Here is a 19733-nt window from a genome sequence, read left to right as displayed (position 1 = left end):
TTACTATTATGGAAACACGTTTAAATGACAACGACCGTTACACGAATCGACAGAAAAAAAAGATCCTTGCTCTACTATGCAGGATCTTTGATCATGCTTCTTATCACCTGGCAAAACGGCTATTGCGGCATTGACACACGGGAGAACAGTGTCGTCAAAGCGGTCCGAAAAGCAAGCCCGGCAGTGGTCAATATAAGCTCACAATATGAAATACGCAAGAATTCCAGTCCTTTTTCAGGATATGGCATGGATCCTCTGTTAGATAAGTTCTTCCGGGATTTTTTTTCTCCCGAACTCGAACGCCGGGAAAAGCGAACCAGTCTTGGTTCCGGCGTAATCATCGATGGCGCACGAGGCTTGGTTCTGACCAATACCCACGTTGTCGAAAAGGCAACCACGATCAGCGTGGCGTTGAACGATCAGCGCGAATTCGATGCGACGATAATCGGTATGGATCCGGATTCAGACCTGGCGGTGCTCAAAATTCAATCGGAAGAGGAACTCCCAGCCATTCAAATGGGCCATTCAGACGACCTAATGATTGGCGAATCGGTAATTGCCATCGGAAACCCCTTTGGCTTTTCAAATACGGTCACCACCGGGGTGATCAGTTCGGTCGATCGAAGCATTAAAACCGGTGAACGGGTTTTTCACAAATTCATACAAACCGATGCATCCATCAACCCTGGAAACAGTGGCGGTCCATTGCTCAACATCAATGGAGAGTTGATCGGCATCAACACGGCCATCTATGCGCAGGCCCAGGGAATTGGATTTGCCATACCCATAAACCGGGCAAAACGAATTATTTCAGATTTGATCAGTTTTGGCGAGGTCGTTCACGTGTGGGTGGGCCTGACGGTTCAGCCCCTTGATTACCATCTGTCCACCTATCTCGATATCCCAAGCGGTGTAGGACTCATGATTACAGCAGTGGAACCTGAAAGCCCGGCGGCAATAGCAGGCATTCGTGAAGGCGATATCATCCTTTCCATAGACGGCGTAAAGCTAACCGACATTCCAGCGTATCAGGCGAAGCTGAATGACGTTTCAGCCGGTCAAACCTTATCGGTTGAAATAAGCCGAAAGAAAAAAACTTCTCGCATTTCAATCAAAACGTCGACCTTTCCACCGGACCGGGCCCTTGAACTGGCCCGCCAGCGACTGGGATTAACAGTCATCGACCTGGATGAACAGACCCGGGTTACCTATGGCATAAAAACGAAAACAGGGGTCCTTATCGTAGAAATGAGTCGGGGTTCCCATCTGGACCAGTTGGGCGTGAGGCCCGGAGATATAATCCGTCAGATCGACGAAAAACGGATAGAGAACCTGGGGGATTTTAAGTCGGCCATCATCAAGTACCGCAATAAGCCTTCGGTGGTGCTTCTTGTTCAGCGTCATGGTCATCTATACTATGTAAACACTACCATGAAGGAAAGTGGATCATGAAAAGAAAAAAAATTTTCGAATTGCTTAAAACCGAAAAGACCATTGAGCTGTTGCTTATTCAGGGTTGGGTGCGAACGAAACGCGATTCGAAAAATTTTTCCTTTCTCGAGATCAATGACGGTTCCTGCCTGAAAAACATGCAGGTAGTCGTCGATGAAAGCGTTCCCGACTACAGCCATATCAAAAAACTGACGACCGGATCCGCTGTAGCTGTATGGGGAGACCTCGTGGAATCCCGGGGTGGCGGCCAAAAATGGGAAGTCCATGCGACGAAAATAGAGATTGTCAGTTTGGCGCCTGATACTTTTCCTCTACAGAAAAAACGCCATACCGATGAGTATTTGAGAACCATTGCCCATTTACGACCACGGACCAATAAATATGGGGCCATTTTCAGGATCCGTTCAGAACTCTCCTGGGCCGTTCATCAATTTTTCAGGGATCGGGGCTTTCGCTATATTCATACCCCGGTTATTACCGGATCAGACTGCGAGGGTGCCGGAGAACTTTTTCGTGTAACGACCCTTGATCCATCCATGCCAACGACATCAAACGGAAAAATAGATTTTTCCAAGGATTTTTTTGGTAAGGAATCCAATCTGACCGTTTCCGGCCAACTCTCAGCTGAAATGTTCGCCCTCTCATTAGGGGATGTATACACGTTTGGCCCGACGTTCCGGGCCGAAAATTCCAACACCAGCCGTCACGTAGCCGAGTTTTGGATGATTGAACCGGAAATGGCTTTTTGCGACCTGGTAGGAAATATGGATTTAGGAGAAGCCTTCATCAAACATCTTGTTGGCTTTGCCATCGACAACTGTTCTGAAGACATTGAATTGTTTGCCCGCTTCGTTGACAAAACGTTGATGAAAACACTCGACAATATCATGAGTTCCGAATTTTTACGTCTTCCTTACCAGGCGGCCATCGACATCCTGCTCGAATCAAAGGAATCCTTTGAGTTTACGTTGGCATACGGATCCGATCTTCAATCCGAGCACGAACGCTATCTGACCGAAAAACATTTTAAAAAACCGATAATTATCTATGATTATCCAAAGACCATCAAACCATTTTACATGCGTCTGAACGATGACAATGAAACCGTTGGTGCCATGGATATTCTTGTACCGAGAATCGGCGAATTGATTGGAGGGAGTCAGCGTGAAGAACGATTGGATGTATTGGAAAAGCGGATGACTGCGGTTGGTCTATCCAAAGAGAGCTATTGGTGGTATCTGGACTCGAGGCGCTATGGGACCGTTCCTCACAGCGGATTCGGACTTGGTTTTGAGCGCCTGTTGATGCTGGTTACCGGTGTGTCGAACATCAGGGACGTGATCCCCTTTCCCCGAACACCAGGAAATATTGATTTTTAAAAAAACGATATTCTATTCCCGTTTGTATAAAGCCAACACCGTTTTTGTGAACGGCGGTTACCATCTAATTCCCAACGGCAAGTCGTTGGGAGGGTTCGATCACCCATTTTAATCAATCTTGCTTCAAACAGCGAAGTTTAGCCAACTCTTCGGCATACCCGTAAAGGTGAAGTCCTTTGCTTTCTACAATCATTTCTCCATCCTTGACGCCAATTTCCCCGGCCATGTATTCTTTCAGATTCTGAATACCCGCCAAGTTGGCCGGCATGCCCCCCCACAGATCCCAAGATCTGAAATAAACTATAAAATGGAGGGTCCCATCCTGTATGCGTGTGTCTATAGATCTTAAGCAGGGTGGATCGAGCAGAGTTACATCGGACGGGTGGGCCACCTGGAGTACCATCTGATTGTTGCGGGACCCATATCTCCTGTAGGTATCTACTATCCATTCTATCTGGTTCAGATATACCCTTCCATTTTCTTCAAAGACAACTTTTCCATCGACTTGTCTTTCATCGATGATATCCCGATTTTTTTCTTTCCACCATTGAAGTTTATCACCGGTAAGTGGCACGCGTGTCAATCGCTCACCATACGTGTAGGATTCTCCGGGTTCCTTGTGTCCGGTCATCAGATATTCAACATACGACCGATTGTATCCCTCTCCTCCGAAAATATAGGCCTCTTCAACCGGATTGGGTATACCACAAGAGGGAGGAATATCTGGAATCAATGGCAAGGTACCCGGATATTTCACATGACCGATGAAATAATCGTATTCAAGTCGTGTCTGACCGGCATAGGACCCTCGGTCTATAGTAAAACGGTTCCCTTCATCAAGAATATCATGCACCGCTTGAAACCACAGGTCCGGCAGATCTCTTGCATCTATTCGATGAATTTTCATTTTACTAAACCTTGGTTGTCATTTAAAATCTAATAAAAATAATCGATTTAAGTAAAATCGGTTTGTCTTTTTTAAAAAAACTATATCAATTTTTACAATATCTTAGATATCTTTAAAAATTATGAATCCATAAAAAAAAATATTGACAAATACAAGCTTTGTATGAGAATCAGAAACTGCTCTTTAATGCAGATAACCTGATCCTCGACTCATCCTGAATCTGATTCCATTTTCCTGAAGCTGATCCTGATACAGAAGCCGATACCGGATATATTATTTGCAATTTAAAAGAGCGCACCCATTTAAGAACCCCTGATTTTCCTACCGGAATTTCAGGGGTTCTTTTTTCAAATTTCAAATATCGAGCATGCTTACTTCCAAAGCATTGTTTTGAATAAAATCCCTCCTGGGTTCGACTTCATCTCCCATCAGGATAGTAAATATTTCATCCGATTCAACTGCGTCTTCTACGGTTACTTTCAGTAGATTGCGCTTGTCGGGATGCATGGTGGTCTGCCACAACTGCTCGGGATTCATTTCACCAAGTCCTTTATATCGTTGAATATTTATTCCTTTTTTACCATCCTCGAGCAGATAGTGCAAAAGGCGCCGTTTATCTTCCATGACTACTGGCGCATCGTCGCGATCATTTGTGTATATTTCAAACGGTGGTAAATCCTCCCCTTCCAACTTTTTATTCAAGAGCAAACATTTTTGATAATCCGAAGAATAAATTAAACTTCTGCCGATGGTAACGCTCTGCTGATAGGTGCTTTGATCCGTAGATTTTACCACCAGTTCGAAAATGTCATCATCTTCATTCCAGGTAAGCGCTTCCGCAATATACCCTTTCATTTCAATTTTTTCCTTTAACCCATTCATACTGTCCCTGTCCTGCAGGAAAGCCTTGTCCTGAACATCCAGCTTGATCATCATCTCTACAATCAACGGATCGAATCCGCGGTTTTCCAGTTTAGCCATGGCTGACGTGTATTCGCTTAAATCACACAAAAAAATAAAAAGATGATGATCAGACAGTATTTTATCATTGGGAACAAGTTTGACCTGTTTTTTTTCACATATTTTTTTCAGAATAAAATCATTCAGTTCACTATCATCTTTCATATATGATTCGCTTTTGCCCTTACCTATTTTGAAGAGCGGGGGTTGAGCAATATACAGGTAGCCTTTGTCTACCAATTCGGGCATCTGGCGATAGAAAAAGGTAAGCAGCAACGTTCGAATATGGGATCCGTCCACATCCGCATCCGTCATTATTATAATTTTGTGATAGCGTATTTTATCAATATTATATTCTTCCTTCCCCACACCGGTTCCCAAAGCGGTAATGATGTTTTTAATTTCTTCGCTACGAAGTATTTTATCAAACCGCGCCTTCTCCACATTTAATATTTTTCCCTTCAACGGCAAAATCGCCTGGAATTTTCTATCCCTGCCTTGTTTGGCGGATCCGCCGGCGGAATCACCCTCAACCAAGAAGAGTTCCCGCATCGCCGGATCGGATAACTGGCATTCCGCCAGTTTGCCGGGAAGGGTGGAGTCGATCAGTGCACCTTTGTTTCTAGCCATGTCACGCGCCCGTTTGGCAGCATCCCTTGCCCTGGCGGCATCCACTGCCTTTTCTATTATCTTTCGCGCGACAGCCGGGTTTTCTTCCATAAATGCACTGAGTTTTTCATTAACCAGTGATTCAACCAGCCCTTTTACTTCACTGTTTCCTAGTTTGGTTTTAGTTTGGCCCTCGAACTGGGGGGATTTTATTCTGACACTGATAATTGCCGTCAACCCTTCCCTTACATCATCACCGCTGATTTTAGCTGAAAGATTTTTAGGAAGGTTTCCATTTACTGCATATTGGTTGATGGATCGGGTCAACGCTGCTTTGAAACCGATCAGGTGAAACCCACCTTCCACGGTATTTATATTGTTTGCGAAAGAAAAAATATTTTCTTTATAGGTCCCGTTGTATTGGATGGCCACTTCAATATTGACGTCGTTTCTATATCCCTCGATAAAGACCGGTTCATGAAGGACCGTGTGCCGTTTGTTCAAATATTCAACAAATGAAACAATCCCTCCTTCGTAACAATAATTTTCGTTTTTATCGAAGCGTTCATCTTCAATGGCTATATTGACGCCTTTGTTGAGAAAGGCCAGTTCTCTTAGACGGCGGGACAAAATATCATAGCTGAATTCGGATACATTGAATATCTGATCATCAGGAACAAAGTGAATCCGCGTTCCTCTTTTTTTGGTTTCACCAATGACTGTCAATTCACTGGTTTTCATTCCTCGTTCATAGGTCTGGTAGTAAATTTTTCCCTTTGCGTATATTTCAACTTCAAAAAATTTTGAAAGGGCATTGACCACGCTCACGCCTACTCCGTGAAGACCTCCGGACACTTTATAACTGTCATTGTCGAATTTGCCGCCGGCATGCAGTTTGGTCAACACCACTTCTACCGCCGGAACATTTTCCGTCCGGTGAATATCGACGGGAATTCCCCTGCCATTGTCTTCCACACTGATGCTGTTGTCGGTATGAATGGTAACTCGGATATTTTCACAATAACCGGCCATCGCCTCATCGATACTATTGTCCACCACCTCGTAGACAAGGTGATGGAGACCGGCCACATCCACATTTCCAATGTACATGGATGGCCGCAAACGAACCGGCTCAAGACCCTCTAAAACATCAATGCTATCTGCATCGTAATTGTCGTTCATTTTTTTTATTCTCAGTATTTTTAAATTCTCATCGGCATGATGACGCCGATAAACGTATTATCCGTGTCCCCTTCGACAATACAGGGACGGCTGCCGTCAACAATATTGATAATAACATGCTCTTCATCGATGACACTCAGGCTATCCATAAAGAACTTTGGGTTGAACGCGGCTTCGATGGGGTTTCCGGAAAACTCGATTTCCGTTTCCTCCTTGGACTCGCCGTAATCGGGATTGGTGGCGGTTACCACCAGTTTGTTGTCATTGAAGGTAAAAACAGCGCCCTTGTAATTGTCCGTTGCCAGAATGGACATTCGTTTAAGCATTTTTCCAAATTTAATTTTATCCAGTTTGATGAGATGATCACTGCCTTTGGTCAAAATGTCCTCGTATTTTGGAAAATCACCTTCCAGCATACGAATAATAATCGTTTCCGTTTTCTTTTTTACTATAAAATTACTGTTTTTTATACCAATCTGAACTTCTCCGTCGATGTCTAAAAATTTTGCGACTTCATTCAATCCTTTTTTAGGAACCAACACGCCTTCACCGACAGGCAACTCTTCCGGGGTAGCGTAAATATGATGAGTCGCATTGAGACGACTTCCATCTGTTGAAACGAACCGGAGTCGATTAATCCCATCATGGGTCCTTTCAACAAAAACACCATTGATATGCGCTCTTTTTTCATCGCCAGCTGCAGATATGATGACGGACCGTTCAATCATTTTTTCCAAAACGGATGCATCGATGGAAAAAAAATCAACTTCGGTGATATGGGGCGTTTCGGGAAAATCATCTGGATTCATACCAACGATATGGTACTGGACTTTATCGTTGCCTATCTCTATCCACCGGTTCTCCACCTCGTTAATCAGTATATCTTCTGAAGGAAATTCCCTTAAAATTTCAAATAATTTTTTAGCACTGACGGCAACCGCGCCTTCTTTTTCCACCGATGCCGGATAAAAGCCTTCAAACCCGGTTTCAAGATCGGTGGCGGTCAGATGGATGCCATCGGCGCCAGACCGAATCAGTATGTTTTCGGTGATCGCCAGATTGCTCCGCCGTCCGGTTAACCCTTGCACTTTTGCCAGCACATTAACAATTTGGAATTTGTTGATAATGAATTTCATAATATAATTCCTTTTAATATATTGTTATCTTAGTTGGAGCTGACAAATAGCTCATAAGATTATAAAATATTGATTTTCTATTTAATTATATTGATTCTAACTGTTAATAAGTTGATGAGTGTTGTTTTATAAAAAAGACTGTGTGTCAGAAAAATTTAAATTGTTAATAAACGACCACTTATTGACAGCTTTTACATGTCTGTCTGTCCATAATGGTTCCCAATCAACTATGTATCCATTTTTTAATATGTGGGACGGTTTTTTTATTCCATTCCACAGAAGATCTTAATTGTAAGAAAAAATTAAATAAACGATTGACCAGTTCAATTGCCTTTTCATACAGGAAGGCTTTTTCCAGGACCATCCCTTCAATATCCGCGTTGGTTTCAACAGGGCCGGTTTCGGGAACTTTTAGGCCTGAAAAACTGAGGCTTTCCCCTTTCAGGGTGAATTTCCACTCCTGATTATCCGTTTTGTATGAAAGATTCATTTCAACGACAACAGCCCCTTTTCGAAGAGATAAAAGACCCTCTTCCAGTCCGGCATCGTCACCTTTGATGGTAATTATCTCACTGGCATCATTGATGCTATTTTCCAGGACGATCCGATTACCGAGATATAGGGAGGTAATGGACGCATCAACGGCTTTTAAAGACGCTTGATCGTTGTCGATGGTGAACCACAACCAGGTTAAAAACTCGTTTCCAATAAATTTATATCGGTTATAAGCGATTGCGACATCTAGCATGGGTTTTTTTTATTTTACTCCGCGAACCGGGTTGGGGTGATCTGGGACAAGGCATCTTTTTCCACATCGGACAATGGTGAGGTCAAGGATGCCATGGTATAGGGAAACAACCGGATTAATTTCAATTTAAAAGATCGGGTGAAAAGGGTTTCCAACTCTTCATTGGCCCCTTTCAAGTTGGAGAAGAACCAGAGCGTGCTGGATTCGTAGTTCCAAATCAGATCATAAATATTCGGCGTCGCCGGAATTCTCAAACTCAGCAGGTGGACGACATGGTCTTTTATCTCTTTTTTTTCGGTTTTGCTTAAGAAATCACGCCCACTGTTTTCCAGTCGTTTATTCATTTCAAGGGTGTAGTGTTTTTGAATAATTTTAGAGGGAATCGATTTTTTATCGATTCTCATAGAGAAAACCAAATGGGTTCCAATGAGGAAAGGGGTTTGTTTAAAATCGGTGCTGAAGGGGTTGTTGAAACACGTCCACCCAACGGCCTTATCCGATGATTCGTTGTCTATCTCTTCAACGGCATTTTTTTGGAGTCCAGTGGCCACACTTTCCAAAATCGGTTCCGGCAATTTTCCTTCAACGCGATACGGGGTGATAGACACGGAAGATGAAAGAATACCCATTAATTGAACCTATATACCGAATGTTGTGTAAATTTTTATTAAAACAAATACATATAGCGTTTTTATGTATTTTTTTCAAGCTATTTTTAACAGTTGGGGGGAGTATCCCCTGTCTATAATTAGTTGAATCATTTTAGTATGATGAGTTGAAAAGAGATTCCCAATTGAATGTTGACAAAAAGAGCCCAATATTTAACTATGCTGGATAATTATTGTTATTTTTAATAAATTTAAAAGGTTATATATTTAGTGAATAAAATTTCAGATTCATTCATCGCCGACCTTCATATTCATTCAAAGTTTTCGCGGGCGACAGCTCGCAACCTCGACTTTGAAAACCTATACATATGGGCCCAATTGAAGGGGATCACGGTGGTCGGAACCGGAGATTTCACGCATCCTGGATGGATATCCGAAATCATTGACAAACTGGAACCGGCAGAACCGGGCATGTACCGTCTGAAAGCGGAGATTGCCCGGTGCTGTGATGAATTTGTGCCGGTCTCTTGCCGTGCCCCGGTACGCTTTATATTAAGTTGTGAAATCAGTAATATATATAAAAAAAAGGGAAGGACTCGAAAAAATCACAACCTTGTTTTTTTTCCGGAAGTAGAGCATGTGCGTCATTTCAACAGGCGATTGGCAGACATCGGAAATATAGCCTCCGACGGCAGGCCGATCCTCGGTCTAGATGCCCGGGATCTCCTGGAGATGACATTGGAAACCTCCGAGGATGGGTTCCTCGTTCCTGCCCATATATGGACACCCTGGTTTTCAATGCTGGGATCAAGGTCCGGGTTTGATTCAATCGAGGCGTGTTTCGAAGATCTCAGCCCTTATATTTTTGCCGTAGAAACGGGCCTGTCATCTGATCCTTCCATGAACTGGCGGGTTTCAAACCTGGATCGCATTACGCTTATTTCAAATTCAGATGCCCATTCACCTTCAAAACTGGGTCGTGAGGCCAATCTGTTTACAACCGAAATGAACTATTTCGCCATCCGGTCTGCCATGGAAAAAGGAGATGAACGTCAATTTGCAGGCACCTTTGAATTTTTCCCCGAAGAGGGAAAATACCATGTGGACGGGCATCGTAAATGCGAGGTGTCTTTTACGCCAGCTCAGACCCAATTTCATAAGGGAAAATGTCCGGTTTGTGGCAAACCGCTGACACTTGGGGTGCTGCATCGCGTGGAAGATCTGGCCACCCGTCCCGAAGGCCTCCGCCCGGACCGTGGTTTTCCCTTTTACCGGCTCATCCCACTCGATGATTTGCTGGCCGAAATATTAAGGGTCGGTTCCCAGTCCAAAAAAGTAAAAGACAGCTACCGGGCATTAGTGGCGTTCCTGGGCAGTGAATTGAATATACTTCATTACCTGGACAGACAAACCATCGAATCAGCTGGCATGCCGTTGCTGGCAGAAGCCATCATTCGAATGCGAGACGAGCGCGTATCTTTTTCTCCGGGCTATGACGGGCTTTTCGGAAGCGTTCGGATATTCAGCGATCGTGAAAGGGATCGGCTGTTAGGTCAACGGGGCCTTTTTTCGGGTTTTGATAAAGATCTTGAACGGGTAGATGCCGAAATCAAACCAACCCAGTGTAATTTAGAAGATAATCCGATGGGGCCAGCGATCAATGAATCGGATGAACCGCTTGAAAAGGATATATGTTTAAATAAAGATCAGCAGCAGGCGGTCGATCATCCAGATGGTCCCTTGATTATCGTTGCCGGGCCGGGGACCGGAAAGACCCGCACGTTGACCCAGAAAATTGGCCGTCTGATCGAATGCGGCGTAGATGTCAACCATCTGCTGGCAGTGACCTTTACCAATAAAGCAGCCATGGAAATGAAAGAGCGGCTTCGTGCTATTTTGGGCGGTTCATACACACTTCCCTTTGTTGGCACCTTTCATGCTTTGGGTTATCGCATCTTGAGGCGTTCCGTGGCGAATGGCATGCTTTCGGTTGTAGATGACAATACCCGCAAAATGCTGATTCGTGATGCCATGGCCCTAAATGACCTGCCAGAAAAAGGGTCGGCGGCCAGCGTGGATGAAATGGCGGCATGGATTGGCTTGGCCAAAGAAAAGATGCTATCCAGCAAAGACCCCCTCGACGAGGTATGTCCGCATGGGCGGTTGGAATCTTTTGTTCGTTGCTATGACACGTATGAGCAGCTGCTTCGCATTCAATCCCTTGTGGATTTTGAAGATTTGATTTTCCGGACGGTTGACTTGCTGGAAAAAAATACGAATGCTCGATATCGATATGCGGATCCCGTCAGCGATATTTTGATCGACGAATACCAGGACATCAACGCCGGCCAGTATCGTCTCGTTAAGATCCTGGCCGGAGATACTGCCAGTATACGGATTATAGGTGACCCGGATCAATCCATATACGGGTTTAGAGGATCGGACGTCGATTGTTTTAAATGGTTCAAACATGATTTTCCCGACTCTCAGACCATTCATTTGAGAAAAAATTATCGGTCCACGCGGACGATTCTGGAAGCCGCGGCCCAAGTGATTGAAAAGAATTCAGACCGGCTTGAAAGCGGTGGTCGGCATGCGGTTTATTCGGAAATGTCTGGCGATGGCCATATCCCCGTCATGCAGTTGGCTTCGGAAAAATCCGAAGCCGTTGCCATTGGCAAAACCATCGAAAAGATGATTGGAGGGCTCGGCTTTTATTCCCTGGATTCCGGCGCTGTGGATGCGGCCGCGGATCACAGACGGTTGAGTTTCGCGGATTTTGCTGTCTTGTTCAGGATGCGCAACCAGGGTCAGATAATTTTGCAAGCACTTGAAAAAGCCGGAATTCCATGTCAGTTGATCGACCGGCAGAGCGTTCTGGATCACCCCGGGGTACAAGCGTTGATTTCGGTTATTAAACTGCTAACCGGCACGGGTATATTTAACGATCTTCAAGCAACCGCAGGGCTGTTCAATTCATCGGTTTCGAAAAAAGGTGTGGAGATTCTTAAATCGTGGTCTTACCGGAAAAAGCTTACCTTGGCGGAAGCATTGGTTCAATCCTGCCGGCTGCCGATTCCCCGCATGGGCCACGCACGTCAGCAACAATTATATGAATTTATCGGACGACTAACCCGTTTTAAGGAAAAAGCCAAAGGGTTCTCGGTTACGCAAATTATTGAGTTGATATTGAGCAAGACCAATTTGAGTGGGAAATATCGTGATGACCGTGGGTTCGAACGTGGCATTGGCCACTTGCTGGAAATGTCCAAGGCGTATCAAAAAGAGGTCGGCGGGTTTATGGCAGCGATCACCCTTTGCAAAGATACGGACCTCTATGATCACCGCGTGGAAAAAGTGGCTCTGCTTACTATGCATGCCGCCAAAGGCTTGGAATTTCCCGTTGTTTTTATCGCCGGTTGCGAAGATGGTTTTATACCCTACCGATCAGACACCCGGCCGGCAGACATGGCAGAGGAGCGGCGGCTATTTTATGTGGCACTGACCCGGGCAAAAAGACACCTTTTTTTAACCATGGCTGACCGCAGACGGGTATATGGCCACATGCAGACCAGGCAGGCATCCCCGTTTTTGGAAGACATTGACAATCGTTATACGTGCTTTTCCTTTCCCGGCGCAAAGCGATCCGAAAAGCCAATCCAAGAACAACTTTCCCTGTTTTAGAGAGGAAAATCATGCCAACCGATCCCCTTTTGTCTTTAAATTTAAAAAATGGTCTGACCCTGCTGGGTTGGGATCAGTCAAAAAAAATAACCGCCGACCACTGGCACGTTTGTGTGATGGTCGAGATATCCATCCCCGTGGAAAAGAAATGGTTCGGCGACAATCCGATGGATGAGGAAACATTCAAACAGATCAAAGGCGAACTGGGTGAATCCGTCGTCTTTCAACAAAAAAGAGAAAGGCAGTTCATCCGCGTTGATGAAAAGGACAAACGGGTTAAGGAAATATGCAAAAACGTGCAGGAAACAGGTGTTAAATACCTTGGCCGAGACGATTTTGCAGCCAAGTACATCCTCAAGGTGTTTGCCGACCAGCAACGCCGCCGACAGGGATGACATGAAAACCGGCGTGCTCATACCCATGAACCGGCCGGATCGGCTGTTGGAAAAGGTACGCCTCTATCTGGCGGATGTGGAGGCGTTTCTTGCCGAACCGGCCGTTGCCGTTGAGGTTTTTTTGGATGCGTTGCCCCACGCCGACACGGCGCTGATATTGAAAATGCTTCCCCTGCTTGGATACGCCGGGAAAGAACGGGTGCTATGGCCACTTTTTAAGCTTATGCTCGAGACCTCGCTGGACGAACAGGTCCGACACTCGGCAGCCATGCAATTGAGCCTTGCCGCGTCCTTGAGCGATGACCCCTCGGCTTTGAAAGACGAGCTGATGGAAAAACTGAATCACCCCAATCCCTCCGTTCGAAGCAGCTGTGCCCTGGCTCTCGGCTGGGAGGGAAACTGGCAGGCGGTTGAATCGCTCATGCTGCATATGCCCGATCCGGATCGCCATGTTCAGGACGCGGTGGTTGCAGCCCTGTCATCGGTGGGCGATGTGCGTGTATTCGATTTGTTGATCACCCGCCTGAAAACCGGGACGATGGAGGAACAGCGCAGTATTTTGCTGAATCTATGGAGGTTTGCCGAATTCATTGACCAGGTTGAAAACGTTTATTTCGGGTGTTTGGAAACCCTTGTGCCGGATTTGCGCGTGGATGCGTTATCCGGCTTGGCCATGCTTCCTTTCTCCACGACCATCTTCAACGGCTATCTGCGGCTATTGGGGGATGAGGATGCCCGGGTCCGCCGTCAGGTCTTGGAAAATCTATCGGCACAGCCGCCCGTCGACGATGTGCACCTGAAAGCAACCCTGGTTGGGTTGCTGGCAGATGAAGATGCACAAATCCGTCGGGCAGCGCTTCGGCTCCTGGCCAGGCGTTAGGCGTATCCGATGAAAGGTGTTGGCGCTGGGCACCGGAGCACTAGAAGATAAACCGCCGGTTCAGGTTTCGATGAGGTGATTCTGGATGGCAAAGCGCGACAGGTCGGCGTTATTGCGCAGATTTAATTTCTTCAGCAGGCGGAACCGATAGGTATCGACCGTTTTAATGCTGATATGATAGGCGGAGGCGATCTCCCGGTTGGTGTTGCCCAGGGCAAGGCGTCTTAACACCTGTAGTTCGCGGGTGGAAAGGGAGTCCAGCGGACTTTGGGCCTTGTTACCCTTGGCGACCCTGAGGGCCAATGCTTCAGCGGCCTCGTCAGTTAAAAACAAGGATCCGGAGTGGACTTTACGAATGGCTTTGACCAACTGCTCCGGCGCGCTTTGTTTGGTGATGTAACCCATTGCTCCGGTTTCGATAGCCCGAACCACATACTGATGCTCTTCGTGCATGGTCAGCACCAGAATGGGCACCTCCGGAAATTCGCTTTTCAACTGGGTGATTACTTCCAGGCCGTCTAAAATAGGCATTGAAATATCGATCACGGCCACATCCGGCTTCTCATTTCGAACGGCCAACACCGCCTCCCGGCCATCCGAGGCTTCGGCCACCACTTCAATATCTCCACTCTCTTCGACGATTCGCCGCAGTCCGGCGCGAACAATGCTGTGGTCATCGGCAAGAAGAACCCTGATCATGATGGTCAGCTTTCGGTTAAGGCTACGGTGAAGCGGATCCGGGTTCCTCCCCCGGGTCTGGATTGAACATCGAAAAATCCACCCACCAGGTTGGCGCGTTCGCGCATATTTGCCACGCCTAATCCTTCGGCGTCACCCAAGGAATCCGGTTCGAAGCCCTTGCCGTTATCCTTGATGGTGAGCGATAAATTGCTGTTGTCAAACGACATGGTCACCTTGGCGCGGGTCGCTGATGCGTGGCGGGCGACATTGGTCAACGCCTCCTGTGAGATGCGGTAGGCGGCCGTAGCAATACTGCCCCGGATTTCCGGCCCGTCGTCGTGTTCGAACACACAGCTGATGTCATACCGCTTTTCAAAATCCGCGGTATACCATTCAATCGCCTCCACCAATCCCAAATGATCCAGAACGCCCGGTCGCAAACGGATGGCCAGGCCGCGAACTTCTTCAATGGTCTTATCGATGAGTTCACACATTGTCAATGCACGGGCCGAAGCGATCGGGTCGGATTGGATCACGCGACTGCGGATCCACACGGCTTCCATGCGAAGCGCAGTGAGCACCTGTCCCAGTTCATCGTGAAGTTCGCGGGCCAGATAGGCGCGTTCTTTTTCTTGGTTCGTCATAATGCTGGCCGAGAGCCGCCGTAGCCGTTCCTGGGCTTTTTTGAGTGCGGTGATGTCAGTGGCGATGCCACATACACCGGTCACCCGTCCTTTGCCGTCGTAAAGGGGGAATTTGGTACTCAAATAGGTGTGCGCATCGTCGTCGATAACGATGCTTTCCTCCACCTGAATGGACTGTTTTTCACGAAGGACCCGGTCGTCATTTTTAAAGAACTGGTCGGCGATATCAGGGGCGAGAAAGTCCTGGTCGGTTTTGCCGCGAACGTCGGCGGAGCGGATGCCGAACAATTCCTCGAATTTTGAATTGACCATGGTATATTTGCCGTCGGCATCCTTGATATAGACCACGGCCGGCGTGTACTGGAGAATACCCGAAATTTCACGCGTACGTTTGCGCACCTGACTCTCAAGGTCCTTGGAGTAGCTGCTGAGCGCTTCCTTGGCCTCCTGAAGTGCCCGTTCGGCCTTGTTTCGTTCGGTGACATCGATGGAAACGGCCAGCGACCTGAAGGTCTGTCGCTGCTCATCACGATCGGTGATAGCCGAAATTTGAACCTCGATAATCTCGTTGTTTTTCTTGATGAACTGATAGGGGACGTCTTTGATGAATCCCTTTTTGAAAAAAGTCGGAATAATCGTTTCCTCTGCATATTTACGGGAATCCGGGGAAAGGTAGTCCGTGAGTTTTTTGCCAATGACCTCCTCTCGTGTGTATCCGAGGGCATCGGACCAGTAGTTGCTGACACTGACCAGTCTTCCATTTTTATCGATCGAATGCAACATGGCCGGCGTATGGTGGTAAAGGGATCGGTATCGCTCTTCGCTTTTTCGAAGCGCATGTTCCACGGTGCGGCGTCTGGCGATTTCCAGACTGGCTTGGCGGTATAGAAAAAAAATAGAGGCTCCCAGCAGCAAACACAGGACGATGATGACCGGCTGTATGATTTTCAACAGCGGTTCGGAAACCAGCTTGGATGCGGCTTTGAGGTCATACAGGTGGACAATTTTCCAGCCCGGGTAGTCGTCGACGGCAATCTGGTGAAACAGGTACGGTTTTCCGGAAGCGTCAATGACCTCCTTTTCTCCATTTTTCCGGAGCCCCGTCCAGTGCCAGGGGCCGTTGCCAAACTGCCGGGTTTGTCGCAGCCGCCTGATATCATCCGGCTTTAGCTGCCACAGGAGCTGGTACAGCCATTCAGACCGGCTGGAGATAAAAATCATCCCCTGGGGGTCCACGACCAACTGGATACTGGTTTCCTCCGGTGTCAGTTCCTTTTCAACGAAAAAAATGGATGCTTTGATGACGACAATGCCCAACGGGGTATCCGAATTTTTTCGGTACACCGGGTAACTGTGGTACGCACCCCGTTTTCGCGAGGTGGTGCCCAGGGCCAGGTAACTGGCCGGAAGCCCCTGCATGGCGTCCTGAAAATAGGGGCGGAAGGAAAAGTTCATACCCACAAAGCTGTCCGGATCGTTTCGGTTGGACGAGGCAAGAGTGTTTCCCCGCAGGTCCATGAGGTAACAGACCTCCACATCCAGGGTCTTTTTGAACAGGTCCAGCAGCGCATTGGCGGCGTTGAGGGTCTGTGGATCCGGGTGAACAAGAACATCTACCAGGGGCTGCATCGCCGCCAGCACCCGCACGGGTTTGATGTTTTCGGAAAAAAAGGCGGACAGGTTTTTCTTGGTGGTCTGCAGCCGATTCAGGGCGTTGCGTTCCGCTTCTTGAAAGGCGTATTCTTTCAAGGAGCTATAGTACAGATAGCCGGCAACGCAGGCGGAGAGGAAGGCCAGCAGGGAAAGCACCCTCAGAATGGATCTTAACTTCATCGATCAGGCCCCGGCTGCTGATGGATCCTGCCGTGCGGAGAAACCTGGTCAAAAAGGTCAACAGCCTCGGCACGGCAGAACAAAATACGAAAAGACAGCGATGTGGCCACGGCTACATGTCGGACTTGAAAAAGGATTCGGCGTCGACGATGGTATCCGGCTTTTTCGTGTATTCGGTAGGAACGGATCCCTCTTTAAAACATTCGAACAGGGTTTTTCTGGATTCGGGGATGGGCAAGAGGCCGGTTTGCGCATCGATTTTTGCAAAAACCACGCCTTCGGGGACCTGGAACATACGCACCGGTTTATCTTTTAAAATCCTATCCATGAAACCCAGCCAGATCGGACTGGCCGTTCGTGACCCGGTCTCCCCCTTGCCTAGCGTTCGTCCATTGTCGTAGCCCACCCAGACACCGGAGATGAATCGCGGGGTGTATCCGACGAACCAGGCATCCTGAAGGTCGTTGGTCGTTCCCGTTTTTCCGGCCACCGGCCGGTTCAGGGCCTTGACCCGTTTGCCGGTTCCCTCTTGGACCACACTCTCCAGCAGGCTGGTCATGATGTAAGCGGTGCTTTTGTCGATGACCCGCTCCCTTGACGGATTCATCTCCTCGAGGATGTTACCGAAGCGGTCTTCAATTTTGGTGATGAAGGCGGGCTCCACCAGATATCCCTGATTGGCGAAAACGGCATAGGCATTGACCAGTTCTAAAAGAGACACGCCGGAGGATCCCAAAGCGATAGAGAGATCACGGGCCAGGTCGGACGTAATGCCCAGCCGTCGGGCGTATTCGATACAGTAGTCGATGCCGATTTCCTGAAGTATTTTAATGGTAACGACGTTGCGCGACTTGGTGAGGGCCTCGCGGAGCAACGTCGGGCCGTAAAACTTCTTTCCGTAGTTTTTCGGTTTCCAGGTGAAGTCATTGACCTCGTCTTTAAAGACAATGGGGGCGTCAATGATCTCTGTTGCCGCGGTAAACCCCTTGTCCAGCGCGGCAGCGTAGATAATGGGTTTAAACGCGGAGCCCGGCTGGCGACGGGACTGAATGGCTCGGTTGAACTGGCTCTCCATGAAGTCGCGCCCGCCCACCATCACCTTCACCAGGCCGGTTTCGGCCTCGATGCACATCAGGGCGCTCTGGGCATCGGGTACCTGGTCCAGGGAAACCTCCCACAGGCCCCCTGAATTCATTTTTTTAACCACTTGCACCAGAATGACGTCCCCGGTTTTCAAAACCTGGCTGACCTTTTTCACCTGAGCCTGGTAAAAAGCCAGGTTCGGATTGGGTTTGCGCGCCCAGCGAATGTCTTCGATGGATACGGTCCCGCGGGCATCGCCCATGCGAACGGTGGCGGTCCCTTCCTTGTCATTCACATCGATGACCACGCCTTTGGTCGATGACCCCTCGGCCAGCGGGGTTTCCTGCAGCGAGAGCTGGAGTTCATCACTGAAGCTCTCAATTTCCTCGGGAGCCAGATGTGCTTCCGGACCCCGATATCCAAGCCGGCGGTCCAGTTCACGCAGGCCTTTTTCAACCTCCTGACGGGCAGCCCGTTGCATTTCGATGTTGACCGCCGCGTAAATCTTGAGTCCCTGGGTGTAAAGGGCCTCCTCTCCATATTTTTTTTCCACGTACCGCCGGATGTGTTCCGTGTATATGGGCACCTCTTCAATGTACCAATTGCGGCGCGGCTTGATGTCCATCTTTACGTCGATGGCCTCGGTCACCTCGGTGTTATTGATAAACCCTTCTGCCAGCATTCGGTTCAACACATAAATCTGGCGTTGTTTGGCCCGCTCGGGAAACCGGAAGGGGGAGTATCGGCTGGGCGCCTGGGGCAACCCCGCCAGAATGGCACACTCCGCCAGGCTCAGTTCGCTGACCGATTTGCCGAAGTAATTTTCAGCGGCAGCTTCAACGCCATAGGCGCCGTGGCCGAGGTAGATCTGGTTCAGATACAGGTAAAGAATCTCCTCCTTCGTGAAGGTCTTGTCGATCCGATAGGCCAAGATCGCCTCTTTGATCTTTCGTTCGTAACTGCGCTCGGGGGTGAGCAAAAAGGATTTGGTGACCTGCTGGGTGATGGTGCTGCCGCCCTGAACGATGGCGCCGGCCTCGATATTCTTTATAAAAGCCCGGATAATGCTGAACAGATCGATTCCCTGGTGTTTGTAGAACCGGGAATCTTCAGCGGCGATGAAGGCCTGCTGGAGTTGGATGGGGATATTTGAAAGGGGAACCACGATGCGCCGTTCCTTGTAAAATTCGGCGACTTTGCGGTTGTCGTCGGAATAGACGGTGGTGATGATGGACGGGTGATAGTCCGTCAGTGACGTAATTTTGGGCAGGTCGTCGCTTAAATAGAAATAGACGCCCACCATGGTTGCGGCACCCATGAACATCAAGACGACGGCCATGATCAGCGACCACTTGGCAAGCCGGCCAATGATCGCCCCCGGTTGGTGGCGTGCCCGTTTTTTCAGGATTTGAGAAGCGCTTTTTTCTTTGGACATGGCTACGTATAAAACCTGTTCTTGTTTCGGGAGCGTCGGCGGCTGCAGCGACGAACCCCATGGTCCGAGCCCGGATGTGATAACCGCATTACCCTATCAGAGTAAATAATTTTTCGC

13 protein-coding genes are annotated in these 19733 nt (G+C 48.0%); 5 read left to right on the top strand and 8 right to left on the bottom strand.

All coding sequences use genetic code 11. From position 1 onward, the window contains the following. Window positions 1-24: 24 nt before the first annotated feature. Both ACZCED_RS00480 and asnS read left to right on the top strand, forming a co-directional pair. Window positions 25-1452, top strand: coding sequence for a Do family serine endopeptidase (locus ACZCED_RS00480; RefSeq protein WP_464859971.1), 1428 nt, complete (start codon window positions 25-27; stop codon window positions 1450-1452). After that, the gene (gene asnS, locus ACZCED_RS00475; RefSeq protein WP_464859970.1) at window positions 1449-2831 is read left to right on the top strand and encodes an asparagine--tRNA ligase; all 1383 of its coding nucleotides are present in this window, start codon (window positions 1449-1451) and stop codon (window positions 2829-2831) included. Before ACZCED_RS00480 ends, asnS begins: the two co-directional genes overlap by 4 nt. A 112-nt stretch (window positions 2832-2943) precedes the next feature. Here asnS and ACZCED_RS00470 read toward each other — a convergent pair whose 3' ends face one another. The 5 genes from ACZCED_RS00470 to rdgC form a co-directional block, all read right to left on the bottom strand. Beyond that, on the bottom strand, window positions 2944-3738 hold the full coding sequence (locus ACZCED_RS00470) for a thymidylate synthase (RefSeq protein WP_462971241.1): 795 nt from the start codon (window positions 3736-3738) through the stop codon (window positions 2944-2946). Between the two features lie 354 nt (window positions 3739-4092). Beyond that, a complete protein-coding gene (gene gyrB, locus ACZCED_RS00465; RefSeq protein ID WP_464859969.1) occupies window positions 4093-6489 on the bottom strand; it encodes a DNA topoisomerase (ATP-hydrolyzing) subunit B in 2397 nt (798 codons plus the stop codon). 20 nt (window positions 6490-6509) lie between these two features. Then, window positions 6510-7625: a DNA polymerase III subunit beta gene (gene dnaN / locus ACZCED_RS00460; protein ID WP_462971243.1), complete on the bottom strand. Its 1116-nt coding sequence runs from the start codon at window positions 7623-7625 to the stop codon at window positions 6510-6512. Between the two features lie 223 nt (window positions 7626-7848). Beyond that, entirely contained in the window at window positions 7849-8373 is a 525-nt protein-coding gene (locus ACZCED_RS00455; protein WP_462971244.1) for a hypothetical protein, read from the bottom strand. Between the two features lie 14 nt (window positions 8374-8387). Further along, window positions 8388-9002: a recombination-associated protein RdgC gene (gene rdgC / locus ACZCED_RS00450; protein WP_462971245.1), complete on the bottom strand. Its 615-nt coding sequence runs from the start codon at window positions 9000-9002 to the stop codon at window positions 8388-8390. Window positions 9003-9251: 249 nt separating this feature from the next. Here rdgC and ACZCED_RS00445 point away from each other — a divergent pair, with 249 nt between their 5' ends. From ACZCED_RS00445 to ACZCED_RS00435, 3 genes are read left to right on the top strand one after another with little or no spacing between them, the layout of a single operon-like run. Beyond that, window positions 9252-12665, top strand: a complete 3414-nt coding sequence (locus ACZCED_RS00445; protein ID WP_464859968.1) for a UvrD-helicase domain-containing protein — start codon at window positions 9252-9254, stop codon at window positions 12663-12665. Next, on the top strand, window positions 12599-13060 hold the full coding sequence (locus ACZCED_RS00440; RefSeq protein ID WP_462971247.1) for a hypothetical protein: 462 nt from the start codon (window positions 12599-12601) through the stop codon (window positions 13058-13060). The genes ACZCED_RS00445 and ACZCED_RS00440 overlap by 67 nt, the downstream gene beginning before the upstream one ends. 1 nt (window position 13061) lies before the next feature. Beyond that, window positions 13062-13940, top strand: coding sequence for a HEAT repeat domain-containing protein (locus ACZCED_RS00435; RefSeq protein ID WP_462971248.1), 879 nt, complete (start codon window positions 13062-13064; stop codon window positions 13938-13940). Window positions 13941-14000: 60 nt separating this feature from the next. Here the strand turns inward: ACZCED_RS00435 and ACZCED_RS00430 are convergent, their stop codons facing one another. The 3 genes from ACZCED_RS00430 to ACZCED_RS00420 all read right to left on the bottom strand — a co-directional run bounded on the left by ACZCED_RS00430 (window position 14001) and on the right by ACZCED_RS00420 (window position 19616). After that, window positions 14001-14639, bottom strand: a complete 639-nt coding sequence (locus ACZCED_RS00430; protein WP_462971249.1) for a response regulator — start codon at window positions 14637-14639, stop codon at window positions 14001-14003. 5 nt (window positions 14640-14644) lie between these two features. Then, the gene (locus ACZCED_RS00425) at window positions 14645-17098 is read right to left on the bottom strand and encodes a sensor histidine kinase (RefSeq protein ID WP_464859967.1); all 2454 of its coding nucleotides are present in this window, start codon (window positions 17096-17098) and stop codon (window positions 14645-14647) included. A 112-nt stretch (window positions 17099-17210) separates the two neighbouring features. Then, window positions 17211-19616 (bottom strand): penicillin-binding protein 1A, encoded by a 2406-nt coding sequence (locus ACZCED_RS00420; protein ID WP_462971251.1) that lies wholly within the window; start codon window positions 19614-19616, stop codon window positions 17211-17213. Window positions 19617-19733 lie beyond the last annotated feature (117 nt).

It is taken from the genome of Desulfosarcina sp. (assembly GCF_055467485.1).
The sequence above is the reverse complement of the archived record's forward strand: the minus strand, read 5'-3'. Positions and strand labels throughout refer to the sequence as shown.